General features: G+C 60.5%; 13 protein-coding genes. 9 read left to right on the forward strand and 4 right to left on the reverse strand.

Annotated features, from left to right (window positions below; translation table 11 throughout):
• The 9 genes from LAN61_05715 (at position 1) to LAN61_05755 (ending at position 11,383) form a co-directional block, all read left to right on the forward strand.
• Positions 1 to 2,082 carry a hydantoinase B/oxoprolinase family protein gene (locus LAN61_05715; GenBank protein ID MBZ5540003.1) on the forward strand — a complete coding sequence of 694 codons (2,082 nt, stop codon included), beginning with the start codon at positions 1 to 3 and terminating at the stop codon, positions 2,080 to 2,082.
• A 67-nt stretch (positions 2,083 to 2,149) separates the two neighbouring features.
• A complete protein-coding gene (locus LAN61_05720) occupies positions 2,150 to 3,220 on the forward strand; it encodes an LLM class flavin-dependent oxidoreductase (GenBank protein MBZ5540004.1) in 1,071 nt (356 codons plus the stop codon).
• Positions 3,221 to 3,271: 51 nt separating this feature from the next.
• Positions 3,272 to 3,808: a hypothetical protein gene (locus LAN61_05725; protein MBZ5540005.1), complete on the forward strand. Its 537-nt coding sequence runs from the start codon at positions 3,272 to 3,274 to the stop codon at positions 3,806 to 3,808.
• Positions 3,805 to 4,611 (forward strand): SDR family oxidoreductase, encoded by an 807-nt coding sequence (locus tag LAN61_05730; GenBank protein MBZ5540006.1) that lies wholly within the window; start codon positions 3,805 to 3,807, stop codon positions 4,609 to 4,611. The genes LAN61_05725 and LAN61_05730 overlap by 4 nt, the downstream gene beginning before the upstream one ends.
• Positions 4,612 to 4,625: 14 nt before the next feature.
• Positions 4,626 to 5,114 carry a nuclear transport factor 2 family protein gene (locus tag LAN61_05735; protein MBZ5540007.1) on the forward strand — a complete coding sequence of 163 codons (489 nt, stop codon included), beginning with the start codon at positions 4,626 to 4,628 and terminating at the stop codon, positions 5,112 to 5,114.
• Positions 5,111 to 6,688, forward strand: coding sequence for an acyl--CoA ligase (locus LAN61_05740; protein MBZ5540008.1), 1,578 nt, complete (start codon positions 5,111 to 5,113; stop codon positions 6,686 to 6,688). The genes LAN61_05735 and LAN61_05740 overlap by 4 nt, the downstream gene beginning before the upstream one ends.
• A 33-nt stretch (positions 6,689 to 6,721) precedes the next feature.
• Positions 6,722 to 7,783: an LLM class flavin-dependent oxidoreductase gene (locus LAN61_05745; protein MBZ5540009.1), complete on the forward strand. Its 1,062-nt coding sequence runs from the start codon at positions 6,722 to 6,724 to the stop codon at positions 7,781 to 7,783.
• A 74-nt stretch (positions 7,784 to 7,857) separates the two neighbouring features.
• Complete coding sequence (locus LAN61_05750) at positions 7,858 to 10,476, forward strand: hypothetical protein (GenBank protein ID MBZ5540010.1); 2,619 nt, start codon at positions 7,858 to 7,860, stop codon at positions 10,474 to 10,476.
• A gap of 28 nt (positions 10,477 to 10,504) precedes the next feature.
• Positions 10,505 to 11,383: a hypothetical protein gene (locus LAN61_05755; protein MBZ5540011.1), complete on the forward strand. Its 879-nt coding sequence runs from the start codon at positions 10,505 to 10,507 to the stop codon at positions 11,381 to 11,383.
• Positions 11,384 to 11,584: 201 nt separating this feature from the next.
• Here the strand turns inward: LAN61_05755 and LAN61_05760 are convergent, their stop codons facing one another.
• The 4 genes from LAN61_05760 to LAN61_05775 form a co-directional block, all read right to left on the reverse strand.
• Complete coding sequence (locus LAN61_05760; protein MBZ5540012.1) at positions 11,585 to 12,484, reverse strand: substrate-binding domain-containing protein; 900 nt, start codon at positions 12,482 to 12,484, stop codon at positions 11,585 to 11,587.
• A 703-nt stretch (positions 12,485 to 13,187) separates the two neighbouring features.
• Positions 13,188 to 13,751, reverse strand: coding sequence for a hypothetical protein (locus LAN61_05765; GenBank protein MBZ5540013.1), 564 nt, complete (start codon positions 13,749 to 13,751; stop codon positions 13,188 to 13,190).
• 15 nt (positions 13,752 to 13,766) lie between these two features.
• Positions 13,767 to 15,452 (reverse strand): sodium:solute symporter, encoded by a 1,686-nt coding sequence (locus LAN61_05770; protein ID MBZ5540014.1) that lies wholly within the window; start codon positions 15,450 to 15,452, stop codon positions 13,767 to 13,769.
• Positions 15,453 to 15,781: 329 nt separating this feature from the next.
• Entirely contained in the window at positions 15,782 to 17,227 is a 1,446-nt protein-coding gene (locus LAN61_05775) for a twin-arginine translocation signal domain-containing protein (protein MBZ5540015.1), read from the reverse strand.
• Positions 17,228 to 17,356 lie beyond the last annotated feature (129 nt).

Below are 17,356 nucleotides of genomic sequence, written 5' to 3' on the forward strand. Positions count from 1 at the left end.
ATGGCCCTGGACATCAGTTTTCTGCTGAACCGGCGGTATAAGCCGGAACCGATCACGGTGCGGCAGGCGCGGGCCATCCAGCTTGTTTCGCACGAGGACTACAGCATCTTCACACAGAGGCTGGCGAGCGCCTGCGAGGAAGGGAAGGAGATCCTGATCCGGCTGGGAATCTCCGGGCCGCTGCAGTCCGGGGATGTATGCCTGAGTTTTCACACGGCGGAGGGCGACCTGGCGCTGGCGGAAATGGGCACGTTTCTGCACGCTATCACCGCGGCCGTGCCGATGAAGTTCGTGCTGAAGCATTATCGCGATGAGCCCACGGTGGGGATCCACGACGGCGACGTGTTCTTCTGCAATGAGGCGGTGTATGGCGGGCTGCATAATCCCGACCAGATCGTCTTTTTGCCCGTGTTTTATGAAGGAGAACTCATCGCCTGGGTCTCTTCCGCCGGGCACGAGCCAGAAACCGGAGCGACCGAACCCGGGGGGCAGCCGGCCGACGCGCGCGACCGCTACGCCGAGGGATTGAAGGTGCCTCCGGTGCGCATCGGGGAAAAGTTTCGGCTGCGGCGGGACATGATCGAGTTTTTCGAGAACATGGTGCGCTATCCGGAGATGATTGCCATCGACACGGCGGTGAAGCTGTCGTCATGCCTGCGGCTGCGCACGCGGCTGCTGGAGATCGCCGAGGAGCGGGGCAAGGAGTTCGTGATCGGGCTGTGCCGCAAGGTGATCGAGGACAGCGCGGTGGCCGCGCGGCAGCGGGTGAAGAGCCTGCCCGACGGGAAGTATCGCTGCGTGACTTTTCTGGATACTTATGGCCCGGCGGAAGCTCTGATCCGTGTGCCGTGCACCCTGATCAAGAAAGATGATTCGATGGTGGCGGATTTCTCCGGAGCGTCGCCGGAATTGCCCGGCCCGTACAACGCCTTCGAGCACATCATTTACGCGCACCTGACGTGCATGCTCTTCCAGTATTACTTCTCGGATCTGCCCGGCAGCTCGGGGACGCTGGTGCCCTTCGACGTCACCTGTCCGAAGGACTCCTTCCTTAACGCCAATTCGCAAGCGGCCATCTCTAGCTGCACGGCCATGGCACCGATCACCGGAAACACTTTCATGCTTTGTCTGAACAAGGCCATGTACGCTGCGAATCAGCCGGAGATTTCAGCGAATATCGCGGTGCCGCCCGGGGCCAGCGTGCGCGCATTTTTCTTCGGAGGGATCAACCAGTTCGGCAAGGAAGTGGCGGGCGTTTCTCTCCGGCCCGGCAACACTGCGGGAATCGGCGCCCGTCCGGACAAGGACGGCGTGGATTGCGGTTCGTTCTGGTGGGTGGGGCGTGGCAACGCGGTGGATGTGGAGCATGAAGAGCTGCTCTATCCCTACATGGGGGAGTACTGCAATTTTGCGCCCGATAATTCCGGGCCGGGGAAATTCCGCGGGGGTTCGAGCTTGACCTACGGCATCCGGATGCACAACACGCCGGCGTTTTATGTACAGACGTTCGGTCTGGCCAGCCGCTTCCCGGCGAATCCGGGGCTGTTCGGGGGCTACGCTGCCAATGTGCGGCCGGGGATCCGCATTGTGAGGGCGGACTGGAAGAAGCTGGACGAGAATGCCAAGGTTCCGCCTCCGCGCAACGACTTCGAACTGTTGCGCGTGGCGCGGGAGCTAGGCATGGAGGTGCAGCTCACGCCCATCCAGATTCCCGGGTCGCTGTTCAAGGAAGGGGACTTCGTGGGAGTGGTGGGGTCCGGAGCTTCCGGGTACGGGGATGTGCTGGAGCGCGAGCCGGAGGCCGTGGCGCGGGATGTGGTGCGGGGAATCGTCACGCGGTGGACGGCGGAGCATGTCTATTGCGTGGAGTTGCGCGAGGACGGCACGCTGGACAAGGAGGCCACCGAAAAGCGCCACAGCGAAGAGCGGCGGAAACGGCTGGCCGAGGCCAAGCCATACGAGGAGTTCGTGCGGGAGTTTTCGCGATTGCAGCCTCCCGCGGAAGCGCTGAAGTTTTACGGTACGTGGCCCATTCCCCAAGACAAGCATAAAGAGCTGGAGATCGAAGAGGTCACCACCTGATCACCGGGCGGTAGAGCTCGCCGGCAAAACCGGGAGAGCAGTTCGACGCGAAGCGAGGAGCTGCGTGATGCGAGATCGGCTGGAGAAGTTTTCCATCGGCTATATGCCGGACACGAACTTCGGGCAGTATGGACGGCCGGAACCCGATGCCGAGACCATCAAGGGTTGCGTGGACCAGCTCGTGGCCGAGGCGCTGCTGGCGGAGCAGGCGGGGTTTGAAGGGGTCTTCATTCCGGAGCGTCACATGCGGACGGAGACTATGTTTCCCAATCCGCTCATTCTTCTTGCCACTCTGGCGACTCTCACGAAGCGTGTGCGCCTGGGAACTTACGCTCTTGTCCCCACCTACGGTTGGGATCCGATGCACCTGGCGGAATCGTCCGCGTTGATCGATCAGCTCTCCGGAGGTAGGCTCAGCCTGGTGCTGGCCATGGGCGTGCTGCAGGATTCCTGGCGCATGTTCGGGGTGGACGGCAAGTACCGGCTGTCGCGCTTTCTGGAATGCGTCGAGGTGCTCAAGAAGGCCTGGACGTCGCACGAACCCTTCAGCTTCCACGGCAAGCATTTTCACTACGACAACGTCTATCTGACGCCCAAGCCCTACCAGCAGGATCCGCATCCGACGCTGTGGGGCGGCGGGCAGGCGGCGCCGGCGATCAAACGTTGCGGCACCTTCGCCAGCGGATGGTGCGGAGATCCTTTCCCGCTGAACATGGAGACTTGGAACCGGCAGACGGATGCGTTCCGGGAAGAGGCGCGGGCCAACGGCGTGGAAAACCCGAAGGTCATCCTGATGCGCGATGGGTTTGTGGCCGACAGCCGGGCAGAGGCAGAAAAGATCTACGGCGAAGCGTTTGTCGCCGAAATGCTGTACTACTACGACCTAGGGATCCTCGCGCATCACGACCCGAACATCCAGTCGCGCAGCGACGTGACCATGCAGAAGCTGCGACAGTCGCTGGTGATCGGCAGCCCGAAGGACTGCATCGAGGCGCTGGAGATGTACCGCGACCAGTATCGCGTGGACTATGTGGTGATGCGCTTTCGGATGCCGCTGGGGCCGTCCTGGGAAGCCACGCGGAATTGCATCCGGATGTTCGGGGAGACTGTTCTTCCGCATTTTCACGGCGGCCGTTAGGGTGCCAACGCAGTGGTCTTCGCGGTGAGGAAGAGTTAGGAGGAGGAAGCCATGTTCAAGGATGCCAAGGAATACAGCTCGGAAGAGCTGCTGCGGATGTGCCAGGACTTCTTCGGCGGGGCGTATTGGGCCTGGTACGAGGCTTCGCTGAAGACCGTAGGGGAAGCGGCGACGCACAAGATTCTCGATCAACTGGCCGACAGTTTTTCCGACCTGGAAGTGACGGCGATGAAGGCGTTATGGGGTGGGGAGTTCAACAACCTGCAGGAGATGACACGCGCGCTGGACGTGGTGCACCGTGTGGTGGCCTATGAAGGCAAGACGCGCGGGTCCACGCCGGAATGGAAGATGGACGGCGTGAACAAGGGGCACGAATCCATCAACCACTGCCCGATTCACGCCACAACGCCGGAGCAATTCAAGGACAAAGGGCCGACTGCGCTGTGCACCATCTACTGCCACAACATCGGGCAGAAGTTCTACGGGAAGATGGGCTGCACGATCGTGCAGGATAGCTGGCTCACCAAGGGGCAATCGCACTGCGGCTACCAGATTGAGCGCAAGGTTGCGGGAAAGGCCAACCCGTGAAATTCACAGGGAAAGTGGCTGTGGTCACTGGAGCGGCCCGCGGCATGGGCCGGACGGATTGCCTAGCGCTGGCGACCGAGGGTGCGTCGGTCGTCGCCAGCGACATTTGTCACGACATGTCCGCTGTCCCGTATTCGCTCGCGAAGAAAAGCGAGCTGGATGAAACTGTGGAAATGGTAAGGGCCCAGGGTGGCAAGGCGATCGCCGTTGTTGCCGACGTCACCAAGGCTGCGGACGCCAGCAATCTGATGGAGACAGCGGTCCGGGAGTTCGGGCGGCTGGACATTCTGGTGAACAACGCCGGCGTGGCGCTGATCGGCGTGCCGGTGCAGGACGTCACCGAAGAGCAGTGGGACCGGATGATGAACGTGAACGCCAAGGGGCCGTGGCTGTGCTCCAAATATGCGGTGCCGCACCTAATCAAGCAGCGCGGCGGCCGGATCATCAACATGTCGTCGCACTGCGGGCTGGTGGGGATCGCCACGCTGGCGCCGTATAACTGCTCGAAGCACGCGGTAGTGGGGTTGACGCGGACGCTGGCCGTGGAACTGGCGCCACATGGCATCACCGTGAACGCCATCTGCCCCGCCGCGGTGAATACGCCCATGCTCAATGAAAGCTACAAGCTGCTGGGGATCACGCACGAGCAGGCGGAGCAGGAGTGGGGCGGAAGCGGGCTGGCGAGCGGCGTCATTCCGCCGGAAGATATCTCCAAGATCGTTGTGTGGCTGGCGTCCGAGGACGCGCGATACATCACTGGGCGCAGCCTGCTGGTGGGAGCGTCCACTGGATTGATTCCGTAGACGGAGAGAAGCCCGTGAGCTCACCGATTGAAGAACGGCTGCAGCAGATGGAAGCGCGGGTGCGCAACTTGGAGAACATCGAAGAGGTGCGCCGGGTGCTGGGTCAGTATTGCAAGGCGCTGGATGCGCGCGACGCGCAGGCCATGGGTGGACTGCTGAGCCGCGATGTGCAACTGGTGGTCGTTCCCTGGAATGTGGACATCAAGGGGCATAAGGGGGTCATGGAGTTTTTCGTGCAGTACTTCCGGTCGGATTGGAAGGAGCCGCGGCACAACTGCGCCAACGAAAGCATCACCCCCGAGGGCGAGGGGTATCACTCGTTCTGCTATTTCCACGAAACGCTTGCGCGCGGGGAGGATTCGGTGATGGGCTGGGGCACGTGGGAAGATCGCTTCGTCCTCGAGGAGGGGCGCTGGAAGATCGGGCGGCGGCTAATCACGGTCATGGCGCTGACGCCGATCACGCGGGGCTGGGCGATGGCGGACAAGATCATGCCGCTATGAGTGCGATCCTAAAAAGCTGGGGCCGACACACGATCGTGGATCTGTTGCGGGAGACCGCGCGGAGCTCTCCGCAGAGGGCCTTCTTACGTTTTGCGGGGCGCGAGATTAGCTACGGCGAAATGGAGCAGGCTTCGGCGGAGTTTGCCAGGGTATTGCAGGCCGCCGGAGCGGGCCACGGCAGCCGGGTGGCGATTGCCATGGCTAACCGGCCCGCTTTTCTTGCAGCGTTTCTGGGAATCCTGCGCTGCGGCGCGACCGCGGTGCCGCTGAACACTTCCTACAAGGCCGACGAATATCTGTATGCGCTGGATCATGCGGGCTGCTGCGTGGTTGTGACGGAGGCGACGTTCGCAACCGCGCTCGCCGGCGTCTGCAAACGCACTCGGACGCCTGTTCCGCTGTTTCTGGCGAGCGACGACGCGGCGCTGCAATTCCGCGCGCAGGATGGAAGCATGCCCGCGCAGAGGAGCGGGGTGGCCGAGCCGCAACTCGCTCCGGAGGATATCGCCGGCATCTTTTATACCTCCGGGACGACGGCGCGGCCGAAGGGCGTGATGATCACGCACGGCAACCTGCTGTATTCGGCCGAGGTGACGATCCGGTGCCTGAGCCTTTGTTCGGAGGACGTGCCGGCGCTGGCGTTTCCCCTGTTTCACGCGAATTCGCTCTTCTATGGCGTGCTCACGGCCATTGTGCTCGGAGGCACGATCGGACTGCTGCCGGGTTTTTCCGTGTCGCGCTACTGGGAACAGGTCGGCGAAGCGGGGGCCACTTGGACGCCGGGTATTACCGGGCCGCTGATGCGCCTGCTGTTGCGCCAGGCGAAGAGCGCGGAGGAAGGACAGCACAAGCTGCGCTTTGCGGTGGGCGGAACGTTTCTCAGCCTGGAAGAGGTAGAAGAGTTCACGGCGCGTTTCGGGGTGAGACTATTTCCCGCCTGGAGCATGACAGAGACAGTCAGCCTAGGCACGTTGCATCCAAATCTGCGTGCGCTGCCCATTCCGACGACCACGGCCATCGGCTTTCCGACGCTGGGGCAGGAGATCCGTGTGGTGCGGGAGGACGGCTCCGACGTTGCGCCGGGGGAGCCGGGCGAGATTCTCTACCGCTCGCCCAGCCTGTTCGCCGGCTACCTGAACGATCCGGAAGCGACGCGCAATGCCTTCACCGCAGAAGGCTGGCTGCGCACGGGCGACCTGGCGCGCATGGATGGCAGCGGGTATCTGAGCTTCGTGGACCGCAAGAAGGACATGATCAAGACGCGGGGCGAGAACGTGGCCGCCGCTGAGGTCGAGCGTGTGCTCAACGAACACCCGGGCGTCCTGGAGTCCGCGGTGATCGGGGTACGCTCCGAAGACGGGCTGCTGGGCGAGCGCGTGGAAGCCTATGTGGTAAAGAGCAATCGCGCCGAAGTGGATGCCGAGGAGCTTCGCCGGTGGACGGCGGAGAAGCTGGCGGACTTTAAGGTGCCGCAGGTGATCCACTTCGTGGAAATGCTGCCCAAGACGCCGCTGGGGAAAATCCAGCGGCAGGAATTGCGAAAGACGCGTGCGCCTTCTGCTGCGGGGGATTGAAGAAGAATAAATCTGGCGGCCGGGAAAAGTGGAATGCGAGACAAACTGGTAAATTTCGGAATTGGATGCCTGCTGGACACGAACTTCGGGCCGTTCAACCAGCCGGTGCCTGGGCGCGAGCGCGTCAAGAAGGCCACGGACCAACTCGTTGAGGAAGGCGTGCTAGCCGAGCAGGTGGGATTTGAAGGGGTGTTCGTTCCGGAAAGTCACATGCGCACGGAGACCATTTTTCCGAATCCGCTGATGCTGCTGGCGGCGCTGTCGGGCCGGACCAGTCGGCTGCGGTTGGCCACCTACGCGCTGATTCCGACCTACGGCTGGAATCCCATGCATCTTGCGGAGTCCACGGCGCTGGTGGACCAGCTTTCGAAAGGGCGTCTGACGTTGGTGGTGGCGCAAGGGCTGGTGGAGGAATCGTTCCGGATGTTCGGGGTGGACCCGAAGAAGAAGCTCTCGACGTTTGTCGAATCGATCGAGATTCTGAAGAAGGCTTGGACCTCGCACGATCCATTCAGTTTTGCCGGGAAGCGCTTTCAGTTCGACAACGTCTTCCTCACGCCGAAGCCGTATCAGCAGGACCCGCACCCGACGATCTGGGGCGGCGGGCTTAGCGATGCGGCCATCCAGCGTGTGGGAACGTATGCGACGGGCTGGTGCAGCACGCCGTTTCCGATCAGGAAAGACGTGTGGGACTGGCAAGTGAAGCTGTTCCGGGACGAGGCGCGCGCGCACGGCGTGGAGAACCCGAAGATTGTTCTGATGCGCGACGGGTTCGTGGCCAAAAGTAGGGAAGAGGCGGAGCGCATCTGCAGCAGCGCGTACATGCCGGAATGGCTGTACTACTTCGATGCCGGGGTGCTCAGCCAGCAGGATCCTACGATTCAGGGGCGCAGCGACGTATCTATTGCCAATATGCGGCGGCATCTGGTGGTGGGCAGCCCAGCGGACTGCGTGGAGGCCATCGAGCGCTTCCGCACGGAGTATCAGGCGGATTACATCGTGATGCGCTTCCGCTCGGCGTGGGGCCCATCGCGCGAGGAAACTCGGCGCTGCATGGAACGGTTCGGCGAATCGGTGCTCAGCCGCTTTCGCTGAGGACCGGCCGCAAGCCGAGTAGCCGGGGCAAGCAGGGAAGTGAACGCCCGAAGGGCGGATAAACAGATCAAGATATGCCCGAACCCTATATTTTGTTTTTTCATGAGTGCCGCCTGAAGGATGTCGCGTTGATGGGCGGCAAAGGCGCGAATCTGGGCGAACTCTCCGCCGCCGGCTTTCCCGTGCCCCCCGGATTCGGAGTGACCTCCGCCGCTTACGAGACATTTCTCTCGGCCAACCAGCTGAATGCGCCGTTGCGGCAACTGGCCGCATCCATTGATTTCACCGATCAGAGCAGCGTTGAGGAGATTACGGCGCGGATCCGCGAGCGCATGGCTGCCGCAACGCTTCCAGAAGCGGTGGCTGCGGAGATCCGACAGGCGTACGAAAAGCTGGGATCCAACGCGCTGGTGGCGGTGCGCTCGTCCTCGGCGGTGCCGGAGATGCAGGTGAGCTCCTTTCCGGGGCAGATGGACACGTTCTACGACGTGCGCGGGCTGGAAGAGATTTTCCAGCAAGTGAAGCTCTGTTGGACGTCGGTGTGGACGGCGCGTGCCACGGCCAACCGCTGGAACAAAGGTATCGATCATTTCCGGGTGAAGGTTTGCGCGCTGGTGCAAAAAATGATCCCTTCCGAATTCTCCGGTGTGGCGTTTACGGTGAATCCGGTGACGCTGGCCGAAGAGATCGTGATTGAAGCGATACCCGGGCTGGGCGAGGCTCTGGTTTCCGGCAAAGTGGACCCCGACGCGTATGTGGTTTCGAAGGAGCAGTTGCAGCTGACCAGCCGGCCGGAGAAGTCCGGAGTGCCGGAAGGGATAATCCTGGAGGTCGCGCGGATGGCGCGGGAGATCGAAAAGCACTACGGCAAGCCGCAGGACGTCGAGTGGGCCTACGCCGGGGGAAAGCTGTATGCGCTGCAGTCGCGCGCGGTGAAGAAGAAAGATGCGGATCCGGATTATGCGGGTCTGGAGCGCTGGAACAAGCCGACGGAGGCCGATGAGGCGGAGATCGTCTGGACGCGGGCGTGGAGCGATGAAGTGCTCACCCGGGCCATCACGCCGCTCTTCTACTCCGTGCAGGCCGACCTCATCACCGTCACCTACGACTTCATCTATCGCTGCTACGGCCTGACAGACCTCCTGCCACTGAAGCTGATGCGCTTCCACAAGAACCGCGGCTACTTCAGCACGCGGTACTTGAAGGAGTGCCTGCGTTACGCGCCGCAATTCGCGCGGACCAACGACGCGCTGAAATTCTTCACCCCCGAGCAGCAAGACGACGTCAAAACCATGCCCTTCCTGGTATGGCGCAAGATCATGAGCGAGTTGCGTCTCGCCGTTCTGCACCGCAATTACACCTTCACGAAGTGCCACAAAACCTATTACGAAGACTGGCTTCCAGAGTTATGCCGCCGCGTCCAGGAGCTGAACGCACTCGACCTGGAAAGCGCCGCGCCAGAGCAGCTGCAGACCTATTTCGAGGGCATGGACCGGCTGATGAAGCAGCACTGCGAGCCGATCGGCATCGGCGTGATGGTGCATACCTTCGCGTCGGTTTCCCTGCTGAGCACGCTGCTGAAACACTGGCTGGGCGATGATGCCGCAGCCAGCACGCTGCTCAGCGGACTTCCGGGCAACAGCACGGTGGAGCTCAATCAGGAGTTGTGGAATCTTTCGCGGCGCATCAAGCATGCACCGGAGCTGGTGGGTGCTTTCACCGACTATCCGGTCTCAGAGATTTTCGCGCGGCTGAAAGACTCGGAAAAAGGTAGAGCGCTCGCCGCCGAGCTAAAAAGCCTCTGTCGGACGTACGATTTCCGCGGCGCGGAGGACCGGGAGCTGTCCTTCCCTCGCTGGGGGGACGATGCGGAGTTGCTGCTGAATATGCTGAAGTTGTTCGTGCAGGCGGGGGACGAAGCGGCGCCCGATGCTGCGCTGGAAAAGAACCACCGGCGGCGTGAGGCGACCACGCGCAGCGTTGTGCAGCAGCTTTCAAACCGGCCGTGGGGATTTCTGAAAAAGCGGGTCTTCGGCTTCCTGCTCAAATACGCACAGATTTACTCGCTGTTCCGGGAAAATCAGCGATTCGAGGTGGACCGCGTCTTCTATGGCCAGAGGAAAGCTTTCCTGGCCATCGGCCGGCGGCTTGTGCAAATGAACCTTCTGGCGGATGCGGATGACATCTGGTTCCTTGCGAAGGAAGAGGTGTTCGACTTGATGTGCCGCCGCATGACGCCGCAGGATGCCCGTATCAGGGTTCTGCCCCGCAAGGCCGAGTATCGCCGCTATCTGCACACTCCGCCTCCGATGTTTTTGCAGGGAGACCGGGAGTGGGATCTTGCTCCGGAAGCCGTGAATGCCGTAGATGCCAAATTCCTCACGGGTGTTCCGGCAAGTTCAGGTAGAGCCTCTGGAGTGGCGCGTATTGTTCGCGATATTCGCGAACTGAGCCGCGTGCGCGCCGGTGACATCCTGGTTACCAATAGCACAGATCCCGGCTGGACTCCTGTCTTTCTGCTGATCCGTGGCCTGGTTCTGGAAACGGGTGGCATCCTCGCTCACGGCACGGTGCTTTCCAGGGAATATGGCATCCCCGCCGTGACCTCGGTGAAAAACGCAACTGCTCTCGTCAAGGAAGGAGAACTGATTACCGTGGACGGCTCCCAGGGCACTGTAACCCTGCCCGCTTGACCCCCGGCTTGATTCAGGCAGAGCAACTATGATCCGACTGACCGACGACTTACGGCACCCGCCTTCTCCGGAGCAGAATTACAGCGAGAGCAAATGGTTCTCTTTTTACGACCAGGCGAGGGACATTTGGATATCCTCCCGAATCGGATTGGAGCCGAACCGGCGCACGGCAAATCGCTGGCTGGTGGTCGCCAATCATGGCACGGTCATTTACAAGGATCTCGCTGTGAACCTGTCTCTCCCCGACTCGGATTGGGACGCGATCGAGGTTAGCGGCTTCTCGATTCGCACGCTGAAGACCATGAAACAGTATGCCCTTTCGTTCCACAATCCCGAATTGCAGTTCGATGTCACCTGGCAGGCGGCTACCCCCGTTTTCGACTACAAGGACTGCTTTGCGCCTCTGCCGCCTTCCTTGGCCAGTGCTCATTACGAGCAGTCGGGGCAGGTGTCCGGCAACCTCCTCTATGAAGGCAGAAGCTACGCCATCGAAGGCGCCGGTCATCGCGATCATTCCTGGGGGGTGCGCGACTGGGAGGGATTTCGTTCTTGGATCGCCTTCATGGCGCCCTTCGGAGGAGGATCATTTCTTCACGTCGAACAGTTCGACGAGCAGAACACCGGATTGACGCGGCACGGCTTCCTCTACCATGAGGGAAAGAACATAGCGTTGAAGGATGCCGATATCGAGCTCGATTTCCTGGCAGGACGCAGATTTCCCCACCGCTTTCTCATGAGGATCGAAGACGTCCAGGGGCACATCATTCCGGTTGTGGGGGAAGTGCGCGTGATTGCTCCGCTGGCCTTTGGGAGATGCACGGTGGGAGAGTCCTTCGGCACCTTTACGTGCGGAGGCGTCACCACGGCAGGCATCATCGAGTACGGTTTTACAGCGCGAAGTCGATGATATGAAGCGAAGGAGAGCCTTCGTCGTTGTCAGGGACCGCACAATCCGGCCCGGGTGGATGGGTCGATGACTCTTTGTCGGCGACAGCGGAGAGCAATTCGGAAACCTTGCGGAGGGCCTTCTCTTCAGTTTTTTTGAGATTCCACCCATCGCCATAGCAGAGAAGATCTTCTGCCCCGCTTCCAGTTGAGGAAAAAACTTTTATCGCCTTGCCTTCAGTTTCTCCAACTCGGGATATGACGACGTTTCCACGAAGGTGCATTCGGGCGGCTGGACTTGTGTTTCGATTGCGCGAACCAACATCCTAAGAGCAAGTTCCATAGTGAGTGATGTGATCACGGCGGCGGCCAGGACGTGCTCGTCTACCAAAGGTTTCACTTGGCTTGAAATACCAATGCCGACGAATGGCAATCCTAGCCATCTTTTCTTCTGTTCTTGATTGTCGATATTTTGGAATGCCTTCCTGGCCCCTAACGCAAGTTCATGAGAGTGGCCGGCCACCAAGTCAAACTTTTCTGCGCGCGAAGTCGCCAACCGCAGCCAGGTGCCTACACTTTGACAAGCGCCCTCCTCGCTCCATTTACTCCGGAGCGCTGTTAGCTGCACATTCCGCGGCTTGGTGCTTTCCATGCCCTCGTGTCGCTGGGCCGCAACGGAACTCATGCTCGGCCCCTGAATGTATAAGGCAGATCCCCCCTGAGGCAACAGTGCGGCAAGCTGTTTGCCTTGAAGCCGGCCAATTTCGTGTTGTGCTTGGGTCACCGTGAATACTGGAACCAGGGGGCTCTTGCGGAGTTGCTTGACATAATCAACATCGTTGTTACTTATCACCCATGCAATCCCCGCTGCAACCGCCGCTTCGGCGACAAGGCGCAGCCCCGTTCGGGTCATGGGCTCAACCAAAAATGCGCTGGGCCGGGCTTCCGGACTGGATTGGATTATTTCCAGTAACTGCTGGCTTTGAGTTATGGAATCATCGTCGGCGTGGATGACTTGCAGATCGAGCCCCAGGCGTTCTCCGGCTGACTTCGCGACCACTCCCTGCTCGCGCTGGTACGCGTTGTCATTGGGAAGTGAAACGACGATTCGCAGTTTTTTCATTTGCTGTTCCGCAAGGCAGTCAACATCGACAGTATAGGTCGTCCGGTTGCATCATCCTGAACTCTGGAACGTCATCGCCGCGAAAAAGTTAACGTGCTCGCTGCTGAAAACGAGCGTGCCGTGCCGCTGCCTGAACTTGGAAGATGGCGGACTAGACATAAACCCTCGGGTTTGTACCTAGAAGTATGCCGGAATTTGCGATTTGGACCTCTGGCTTGAAGCGAATTGAGTCCTGGTTAACGCGCAAACCGGACAATTGAATGCTGGATTGTTTTCATGTGGGTGGAGGGTGGATTTTGAGTTCGAAACGAACCAAAGGGTATCAACGAAAATCGTTGAAACAAACTGCGCAAGGAAGTGGCGCGCCCGGGGAGACTCAAACTCCCGACTCTCTGCCTAGAAGGTAGACGCAGAAACGCTAAGTAGTTGGTTCGTCTAGCATTTTCCTATGTCTTGCATCACGGTTTGGCACAGTATTTGGCACTGTTTGTTCTCAAGTTGTTTTCAAGTTGGCCGACTGCACCCCTCGGATGAGACAGATTTCGAGGGGCACACTTGCCGTTGTGACCTGCCCCGCATTTTGAGACAGCCGCTGAGTTGAGTCCATGAAGGCGAAGCCGGAATTGCATCGCTCCGGCAAGTCAGGGAGCCTATCAGCAAGGAAGCCAAGCCGTAAGCCCGGCGGGCGGAGGGAACGCTGCTGTCAGGCGGCAAGCCAGTCTTCGAATAGGGTCCGTGCCTTGGCGCCTTCCATCCGGCGCCGCACCGCGTCCAGCACGTGGCACTTGAGCGCGCCGTCCGCGCCGTAGAAACCCAGCCAGTAGGGCATGTGGAAATCCAGCGGCATCCGCTGGATTTCAAGCCTCGGCTCGCGCACACGGAAAAAGCCTTGCTGAAATACGATCCGGAGCACTTTTTCCGCCAGCAACGCCTGCCCGCGGGCTTCCTCGAGGCTTGCTTCCAGCCGGTTTCGCGTCTCCACGCGGAGAAGGTCTTCTTCGCCGGGAATGCGTGGAAACTCGAAAAGATCGAGCGTGCCTTGGGCCGCGTCGAGCGCAAACAGGCGTGTCTGCGCGGGCGCCTTCCCGCTCATCCCTGCCAGGCGCACCTGATAGAGGCGGTAGGGCACGTACGCGTCGGCCACCTGCAGCAGAAAATTCCGCAGTGCCGGAGCCAGCAGCCGGCGCAAGCCGCGCGGTTCAAGGATGCGAATGGCCTCTTCCCGCGTGACGTTCGGTTTTAGGGTGTAAATCGTCGCTGGCTGCATCGCGCGGACCCGTACCTACCGGAAATAGATCCACAGACCCAAAACGGCCGCGATCAGGAGCGCGGTGAACGCCAGATTCAAGGTGTGTTCCCGGCGGGTCTCCTTCGCGAGATAAACCGTGCGCAGATCCGTAGTTTCCAGCTTCTGATTCATGGTGGCAAAAGTCAATCCGGCGATCTTCTGTCGTGACGGCGCCGGATAGAGCAGGCTCACACCGACCAGCACCGCCGCGCACACCACCAACATGAAAATGGCGTAATGCAGGAAATTCATATCCACGGTCCAGCGCACCAGCGGCGACGTGAAGTGGTGCGTCTTATCCAGCACCTCAAGAACAAAGCGCGTTGCCCCCAGCACGAAGCCGAAAAGGAGCGAGCTGATTGCTCCTTGTCCGTTCAGGCGGGGCCATAGGATTCCAAAGATGAAGCACGCCGCAATCGGCGGGCTGATGTAGGCCTGCACGCTCTGCAGATAGATGTAGAGCTGGGCGCTGAGGAGGTGAATGAAGGGCACCCAGAGAATGCCGAGAACGACCATGACGCCGGTGGCGATGCGGCCGAAGAAGACGAGCTGCACCTCGGTGGCCTGGGGGCGGAACTTCTTGTAGAAATCGAGGGTGACCATGGTGGAGGCGGAGTTGAAGACCGAGCTCATGGCGCCCATGAGGGCGGCCAGAAGCGCGGCGATCATCAGGCCGACGAGGCCGACGGGGAGGAGGTTGACGATGAGCGTGGGATAGGCAATGTCGCCGTTGGTGACGTGGCCGTGATCGAGATGGAAAAGGGCCGGGTAGAGGGCGAAAGCGATGAGGCCGGGGAGGACCAGGATGAACACCGGGAGGATCTTCAGGAAGCCGGCGAAGATGGTGCCGGCTTTGGCGTGGCCCTCATCCTTGGCGGAGAGTACACGCTGCACGATGACCTGGTCGGTGCACCAGTACCAGATGCCGAGGATGGGCGCGCCGAAGAAGATACCCGTCCAGGGGAATTCCGAATTGGCGGCGGGCTTTATCATGTGAAAGTAATCGGCGGGGACGGCGGCGCGCAGGCCGGCGAAGCCGCCGATTTTGTCCATGCCGATGACGGTGAGGATGACGGCGCCGGCGATGAGGATCAGGGTCTGTACCAGGTCGGTGTAGATGACTGCGGCGAGGCCGCCGGCGATGGTATAAACGCCGGTGGCGATGACCAGAATGACGGCGGCGGTGAGAGGGCTCCAGCCGACGACGCGCTCGAGGACGATGGCGGCGGCGTAGAGGTGCACGGAAATCTTGGTGAAGATGTAGGCGATGATGGAAATGCTGGCGAGGTAGGTGGCGCAGTGCCGGTTGAAGCGCCGCTCCAGAAATTCCGGCATGGTGAAAACATTCGAGCGCAAATAAAAGGGGACGAAGACCCAGCCGAGAATCAGAAGAATCAGGCACGCCAGCCATTCGAAGTGTCCGACGGCCAGGCCGGAGCTCGCTCCGGAGCCCGCCAGCCCGATGAAATGCTCAGTCGAAATGTTCGACACGAAGAGCGAGGCGCCGATCGCGAACCAGCCCACGTTACGGCTCGCCAGAAAATAGTCTTCCGAGGTGCGCTCCTTCCGCGAAAAATAGAAGCCAATGCCGAAGACGATCAGGAAGTAGATTCCGATGATTGTAAGGTCCACAGGGGCGAGAGTCCTGTGGGTGATGGCCACCGCCGAAGCTGCAAGCATGCCAACCTCCTTCCCATCAGCCGGTCGCTGTTCCGGCTGGGTTCCGTTGCGCTCGGGAGAAAGGAATTTTCCCGGACGTTTCCGGGCCTTCGAGGGCCCGCGCGGAGTGACGCTTCAGTTGCCGATTCTCCGCGCATGCAGGCTTTTCCAAAAGTTCCCGAACTCTATACCAACTGGGCAGCAAGCTCAATCCCCGATTCCCGCCGCGGAACAGCTTTTCTGGATTTCTCCACGGGTGTTTGAAAGAGATTCAAGAATTCTCAAAGTTCATGACGTAGCCCGTTCATGGAAAGTTACCTCAGGGCAATCTTCCCGCCGTGATGTGCGTGTCAGCGCCAAGCCAGGGTATTTACAGAATCTCGTTCGAGGGGAACGACGGCTGCCCAGTGCCCCATGCGAACCTCGCAATTTCTGGTGGGCCCGGGATTGGTGAGTACCAGCACACATTGTCCGTCCGGGTTCTCGAAGCCGGCGTGAGATAAGTCTTCCGCGGCACTCTGAGAGTCGAAGCGGTGGGCGCCGCGTCGAGCCAGCCGCGAATAATGGGCCAATGCCCAGAATTGGCCGCTATGGGAGATTTCCTTGGTAGTTGAGTTGATCGTGAGAAGTCCCCCGCAGTCAAATGGCCCGATATTGGGGCGGCCCTTTTCGTCGAGGGCGAAGTTCCAGGCGGTGACCGATCGGGACCAGTTGCGGAGAATGCCGGTGAAGGTCTTGCTCCACTCACTCCAGTCTTTGGAATAATCCTCGGCGGTGTAGTCCGGACCGCCTTCGGTCCAGTGCATCTCCACATCAGGGAATGCATCGTGGACCCTACCGATCCATTCCGGCTGGCCAGCATAACCGTGCCAGGCGATGGCGCTGGCATACTTGCGGACCCCGGGGGTCTCCAGTTCCGCGATCGCGCGCCCCCACAGGTTGTAGTTGTGGTCGATCAGCCAGATCTTCGTCTTGACGCCATTGCATTCAAAGAGCGGGCCCAGATAATGGCGGACAAAATCGGCCTCGTATTCCTGCGGCCAGATGCAGGCTGGCATGCGGCCGTCCTGGTCGGTATCGACTTCATTTTGAATGGTGACCGCCTGCACCAGGACGCCTTCGGCTTCATAGCCCTGCAGGAATTTCAGGAAATAGTCGGCATAGGATGGCATGTATTTGCGGCGCATGGAGCCGCCGAGCATTGTGCCATTGGCCTTCATCCAGCCCGGAGGGCTCCACGGGGAGGCAAAAAGAAATAAATCCGCATTCACCTTGCGTGCTTCGCGCAGCGCCGGGAGGATGTAAGCGCGGTCGTGGTCAATGGAAAAGCGCGCCAAGCCGGGATCCGCATCGCCATCGTCGTAGCTGTAGAGCGCGGTCGAGTAATCACTCGCTCCCATGCAGATGCGGCAGACGGTCAGCCCCATTTCCGAAGGGTCGAACAGTTCATGAAACAAGCGCTCCCGCGCGGAAGAAGAGAGCTGGCTGAACATGTAGCAGGCGGCATCGGTGAATGCGGCGCCGAAGCCCAGTATCGATTGAAACTTTCTGCCGGGATCCAGAACGACAGCATCACCGGCCGCCGGGCCGGAGGCCGGCCGCCAGGAAATCGAAGGAGCGCGCGAGAACCTCCGATTTTCACTTGTCACCCAAAGCGCCAAGTCGCTCGGGGCCGGGCTGGTTCCGGCCTGTTCCGTTGCCGGCGAGAATTCCGGGAAGGCGTGCGCGGCTGCGAGGGCAGCGATCCCCCCACCCGATGCTTTCAGGAATCCGCGTCGCGTACGGTCTCTGCCCATTTTGCCTCCTTCCCCGAAGACGGAGCACATTACATGCAAAGATTTCAAAGCGCAACGGTGCTTTGAAATCCCGGAGGCCTTCCTGAGCCTTTTTTCGGGGGGATCCCGGAAAGGAGGACCGGCTGGGGC

Source organism: Terriglobia bacterium, assembly GCA_020072785.1.
GTDB lineage: Bacteria > Acidobacteriota > Terriglobia > Acidiferrales > UBA7541 > Acidiferrum.

Bases quoted from the DNA above. Each gene is read 5' to 3' on its own strand.
- LAN61_05715 (MBZ5540003.1), top strand. From the start codon at position 1: ATGGCCCTGGACATCAGTTTTCTGCTGAACCGGCGGTATAAGCCGGAA.
- LAN61_05720 (MBZ5540004.1), top strand. From the start codon at position 2,150: ATGCGAGATCGGCTGGAGAAGTTTTCCATCGGCTATATGCCGGACACG.
- LAN61_05725 (MBZ5540005.1), top strand. From the start codon at position 3,272: ATGTTCAAGGATGCCAAGGAATACAGCTCGGAAGAGCTGCTGCGGATG.
- LAN61_05740 (MBZ5540008.1), top strand. From the start codon at position 5,111: ATGAGTGCGATCCTAAAAAGCTGGGGCCGACACACGATCGTGGATCTG.
- LAN61_05745 (MBZ5540009.1), top strand. From the start codon at position 6,722: ATGCGAGACAAACTGGTAAATTTCGGAATTGGATGCCTGCTGGACACG.
- LAN61_05750 (MBZ5540010.1), top strand. From the start codon at position 7,858: ATGCCCGAACCCTATATTTTGTTTTTTCATGAGTGCCGCCTGAAGGAT.
- LAN61_05755 (MBZ5540011.1), top strand. From the start codon at position 10,505: ATGATCCGACTGACCGACGACTTACGGCACCCGCCTTCTCCGGAGCAG.
- LAN61_05760 (MBZ5540012.1), bottom strand. From the start codon at position 12,484: ATGAAAAAACTGCGAATCGTCGTTTCACTTCCCAATGACAACGCGTAC.
- LAN61_05765 (MBZ5540013.1), bottom strand. From the start codon at position 13,751: ATGCAGCCAGCGACGATTTACACCCTAAAACCGAACGTCACGCGGGAA.
- LAN61_05770 (MBZ5540014.1), bottom strand. From the start codon at position 15,452: ATGCTTGCAGCTTCGGCGGTGGCCATCACCCACAGGACTCTCGCCCCT.
- LAN61_05775 (MBZ5540015.1), bottom strand. From the start codon at position 17,227: ATGGGCAGAGACCGTACGCGACGCGGATTCCTGAAAGCATCGGGTGGG.